At 57.8% G+C, this 4,645-nt stretch carries 6 protein-coding genes and 1 tRNA gene; 4 read left to right on the top strand and 3 right to left on the bottom strand.

The features are described from left to right. Window positions 1–199 precede the first annotated feature (199 nt). Window positions 200–1,084, bottom strand: a complete 885-nt coding sequence (locus ACXJ7R_RS25195) for a LysR substrate-binding domain-containing protein (RefSeq protein WP_457154194.1) — start codon at window positions 1,082–1,084, stop codon at window positions 200–202. A 168-nt stretch (window positions 1,085–1,252) separates the two neighbouring features. Between ACXJ7R_RS25195 and ACXJ7R_RS25190 the strand changes: the two genes are divergently transcribed. Both ACXJ7R_RS25190 and ACXJ7R_RS25185 read left to right on the top strand, forming a co-directional pair. Then, window positions 1,253–1,621, top strand: a complete 369-nt coding sequence (locus ACXJ7R_RS25190) for a nuclear transport factor 2 family protein (RefSeq protein WP_457154193.1) — start codon at window positions 1,253–1,255, stop codon at window positions 1,619–1,621. A 52-nt stretch (window positions 1,622–1,673) separates the two neighbouring features. After that, on the top strand, window positions 1,674–2,483 hold the full coding sequence (locus ACXJ7R_RS25185; RefSeq protein WP_457154192.1) for an MBL fold metallo-hydrolase: 810 nt from the start codon (window positions 1,674–1,676) through the stop codon (window positions 2,481–2,483). Window positions 2,484–2,571: 88 nt separating this feature from the next. Here the strand turns inward: ACXJ7R_RS25185 and ACXJ7R_RS25180 are convergent. After that, window positions 2,572–2,648, bottom strand: a tRNA-Ala gene (locus ACXJ7R_RS25180). Window positions 2,649–2,729: 81 nt separating this feature from the next. On the opposite strand from ACXJ7R_RS25180, the gene ACXJ7R_RS25175 reads away from it, so the two are divergent. After that, window positions 2,730–3,089: a YybH family protein gene (locus ACXJ7R_RS25175; protein WP_457154191.1), complete on the top strand. Its 360-nt coding sequence runs from the start codon at window positions 2,730–2,732 to the stop codon at window positions 3,087–3,089. Between the two features lie 123 nt (window positions 3,090–3,212). Here ACXJ7R_RS25175 and ACXJ7R_RS25170 read toward each other — a convergent pair whose 3' ends face one another. Further along, window positions 3,213–3,515 (bottom strand): DUF982 domain-containing protein, encoded by a 303-nt coding sequence (locus tag ACXJ7R_RS25170; protein WP_457154190.1) that lies wholly within the window; start codon window positions 3,513–3,515, stop codon window positions 3,213–3,215. Window positions 3,516–3,813: 298 nt separating this feature from the next. Between ACXJ7R_RS25170 and ACXJ7R_RS25165 the strand changes: the two genes are divergently transcribed. After that, a partial coding sequence (locus tag ACXJ7R_RS25165; RefSeq protein ID WP_457154189.1) for a cytosine permease occupies window positions 3,814–4,645 on the top strand: 832 nt, incomplete at its 3' end.

The following is a 4,645-nucleotide window of genomic DNA, read 5'->3' as shown; positions in this document are numbered from 1 at the left end:
TCCTTTAACACTAAATCGCTAGACCTTGCCAAGTGCACACGAAATTATCGAATTTTCCCATTCAATSATAGGCAGTCGGCACCGCCTTCCGTCGAGGGGGGCCACCAATACACGAGGATTTCAGCTCCAGGTAATCATCGATGCCATATTTCGAMCCTTCCCAGCCGAATTCTGACTGCTTGATGCCTCCGCGCGACGGCTATTTAGAACATCGCAGCGTGTTTACCAGCGCAGTTAGTGCAGCAGGCTGATGCTGGCGACTGGGGTAATACATGAAGAAGCCGGGAATAGGGGGCGTCCAGTTCTCAAGCACTCGAATGAGGCGGTGCTCAGTAACATGCCCCGCAACCTGCTCTTCATAAGCGAGCCCAAGGCCGGCTCCGGTGAGCGCCGCCTGAATCACCAGGTTGGTATCGTCGATTACGAGCGGGCCGTTCACACCGATTGTGATCGCCTTGCGTCCCTGCTCGAACTGCCACCGATACGGACCGTTCGGAAGACGCAGGTTTAGACATCGATGATCATTTAGATCCTTGGGCTTCCGAGGAATGCTTCGTGACGCAAAATAGCCGGGCGATCCCACTACCGCCAAACGCAACTCCTGCGAGACGCGCACCGCGATCATGTCCTTTTGAATATACTCGCCGAGTTGAATACCGGCATCGAACTCGCCTGCGACAATGTCTACGGGACCAGTGACAGTGACAACGTCAAGAACGACGTCAGGGTAAGCCTCGGCGAATGCAGTGAGCCTCGGCAATAATACCATCGTCGCAGCCGACCGTGACATTACAATTCTAAGGCGTCCCGCAGGTCGGTGGCGAACGCTTTGGGCTTTGTCCAGCGCACGAGTAATTTGCTCAAGCGCCGGAGACAGCTCCTTCAAAAGAGCTGCGCCCGCTGCGGTTGGCGCCACACTCTTGGTCGTCCGAGCAAGAAGCTGGAGCTCGAGACGCTGCTCAAGTCGCCGGATCGTGTGGCTCAGGGCGGACTGGGAGACGCCCAGCTTCGCGGCTGCATGTGTAAAGCTTCGCTCGCTGGCGACGACTGCAAACGCAGCGAGTTCATTCAGCTCATTTCCCATGATTTATGAATCTCACTCATGACACCATCCTGTGCAACATATCTAGTCTCATAAGTGCCCTTGTCCTAGGTTTGACCGACAGAAAGTCGACTCGTCACCGGCTTGCCTGGTGCTCGTCGCGTGATTGCCACGTGTACGGAATGGTTGGACGTAACAACGAGGTGACCCATGGATACCGATGTTCGCGCTTTGCGCACCCTGGCACAGACCTATTTTGACGCCGCCTATGAGATGGATGCTGAGAAATTTGCATCCATATTTCATCCCTCGAGTTCAGTGACGAAGGTCGCCGACGACGGCGACGTGGGCGTAACGCCGGTTGCGATGTGGCTTGCAGTCGTCCGCAACACGAAAGCTCCAAAACAACAGGGCGTGAAGCGTGACGACGAGATCCTATCGATTGACGTCGAAAGAGACCTCGCGCTTCTGAAGGTAAGATTGCGGGTGCCGCCACGCCACTTCACGGACCTCTTGTCATGCTTGAAGGTCAACGGAACCTGGAAGATCGTTCAGAAGGTGGTGACTTCGAAAACGTGACGGCTTCAGTCCCGCAATAGAAAATTGGATCACCGCGCTTGGCAGGTTAYCCGTGAAATTGCTGTCTCAAAGCCCCAACACCATGGCCTGTGCTTCGGGATCATCGAAGGTTTGGTCGCTCTCCGACGGATATGTCGACCTGCCGGCCCAATTGCTCAGAGATCCGAACGACAAGATATATATGCAGACAGCATCGCCTCAACGGGAAGAGGCGCTCGTTCGACTTTCGGTCAACTGCTTCTTGCTCGATCGCTTCGGCATCGACCGCGTTTTGATAGATTGTGGAGCGGGAGGAAGCTGGGACCCGTCCATGGGCCACCTCGAGAAGGCCATGTTCGAGGCAGGCATCGACACGTCATCCCTCACGATGGTCGCCCTCACCCATGCCCATGGCGACCACATCAACGGTCTTCTTGCGCCTGACGGGCGGCGAGCATTCAGAAACTTGAGCAAGATCGTGATTGCGGAGGACGCCGTTGAGGATTTCCTCGCCGAGCCACGACTAGCGGATTTTCGGCCACTCCTGGCCCCAATCAGTGGAGGAGACCGGCTGGACGAACATTTGCTGGCGGTGGCGATACCCGGGCATGCTCCGGGCCATATGGGCTATCTCCTCAGCACTGGCGAGGACGATATCTTATTCTGCGGCGACCTGATCCACGTTCCTGCTGCACAGTTTGCCCGTCCCGAGCTTACTTGGGCTTATGACACTGACGAGTCCATGGCGAGGGCTAGCCGGATCAAGCTGCTCCAAGACGCAGCGGGGGCACAAATTTGGCTAGCCGGCGCTCACCTAGGACGACCAGGCATCGGCAGAATAGTCAAAGAGGGGCATGGATATGCGTTTATTTCGGCCCTGTAGCCCAGTTGCAGAACGACGATGGAATGTACTGGCGAGACCATTGCATGCGCTCGCGCAACGCGTCGAGGTTCGCAGTTTCATACCGAAGTGGCGCACCCGACACGATTCGAACGTGTGGCCTCCACCTTGCGAGGGTAGCACTTTGTCCAGCTGAGCTACGGGTGCATCCTGCTTACGCTAGTCCCGGTCCGACACGCCTAGAGCTTTTGCGATATGATTCCGACTAGATGACGTGCGGAGGTCAGCATGGACGACACAGCCGACAGAGAACCTGTCTACGATCCCCAGCAACTGGAGCCGTTGCTGGTTTCGCGGCAGCACGCGGGCGACGTCGACGGCATGACGGCTCTGTTCGAACCCGATGCGGTGATCGACCGTGGCGGCGGAAATTTGCTGCGCGGCAAGGAGGCCATCCACAACTACTATGCCGAAATCGTCGCGTCAGGACGGAAGTTTGCCGTGGGCGAGCAGCGGCCGGCGCTCGTTTGCGGCGACCTTGCCCTCACATCGACCCGACTTCCCGATGGCGACGTGACCAGCGAGGTTGCCCGTCGGCAACGCGACGGCACCTGGTTATGGGTGATCGACCGTTATTCCGTCACCTGAGCCACCTGAGGCAAGCGCCTGATCCGGAGGATCTTTCGACCGCTGATGTCGGGGCACATCTCAAACCAAGACCCGCGCCGTCACGGCGCGAGACCCTCGCATGACCGTCAAAACAACAGGCCCTTACCGCCGCAGCGCGTACACCTTTGCCATGCTTTCGCTGGCTGCCGGTAACGCCATGTCATCGTCGAGAAGGCGCGTGATGCGGGCAAAGCCTGTGAACGCTTTCCTTGCTTCCTCGGGCGACATCTGGCCCGACATTGCGGCCGAGCAGCAATTGAGCGCGCACTGATAGACTGGACCGCGCCGTCCTGTCGGCCATTTCCTCAAGAACACCATGGCCTCGGCAACACTATCGATTTCTTCAGCAGGATACCCCTGCCCGCGCGAAATCCGCACAGGCGAAAAGAAGTGCAGATAATCCATTATTTCCTCCCGGTTGACCGCGATGCACGCGATCGAACCCTACGAAACGTACCATCCACGATTTGGTTCCGTGTAAAGAAGCGGAATCATAAAAAAATCGCCATATGCCGAATTTCGAATCATTCGACCGGCAAACGCAAAACGGCCCACCATTGCGCCCCGTCGATAATCGCAGTTCTCATTGAATATCTTTAAGGCCAAAGCCGGCAAATAGGTTGCTTGTCCGTTCCCCGACGTCAGGCTTACCCTGCGTGCGGCCAACGCGTGAGGGCGCGTGCTGCAAAAGGGGAACATTGCAATGACAATACAGGGTGCTTCACCTGACCTGTACAACGAGGATCTGGCTCCGGCCAAAATTCGAAACTGGGGACCATTCTCGATCTTCAACGTCTGGACGTCGGACGTTCACAGCCTCTGGGGCTACTACCTAGCTGCCAGCCTGTTCCTATTCTGTGGCGGCTTCGTCAACTTCATAATCGCCATCGGCATCGGTTCGCTGATCATCTACGCGCTGATGAACATGGTCGGTTATGCCGGCGTGAAGACTGGCGTGCCCTATCCAGTGCTCGCCCGCGCCTCATTCGGCATCTGGGGCGCCAACATACCGGCGCTGGTGCGCGCCATCGTCGCCTGCTTCTGGTACGGCGCGCAGACGTCGGCAGCCTCCGGCGCCATCGTGGCACTCTTGATCCGCTCGCAATGGTTCGCCGATCTCAACGCCAACTCGCATTTCCTCGGTCATTCCGGCCTGCAAGTGATCTGCTTCGTCGTTATCTGGGCGCTGCAGCTTCTGATCATCCAGCGCGGCATGGAGACGGTGCGCCGCTTCCAGGATTGGGCGGGTCCGGCGGTCTGGGTGATGATGCTGATCCTGGCGATTTACCTATGCGTCAAATCCGGAACCTTCGCCTTCACCAGCGACATCCCGATGGACGTGCTGTTGGAGAAGACCAAGGATGCGGGCGTGCCAGGCACGCCGGGCTCGTGGACCGCGCTGTTTGCGGTGGCCGCGATCTGGGTGACCTATTTTTCGGCGCTCTATCTCAACTTCTGCGATTTCGCCCGCTATGCGCCCGATCAGGCGTCGCTGCGCAAGGGCAACATCTGGGGCCTGCCGGTCAACCTCATTC

Source organism: Mesorhizobium sp. P5_C1, from assembly GCF_054049815.1.
Note: the sequence above shows the minus strand (reverse complement) of the source record. Positions and strands in the feature narration are given on the sequence as shown.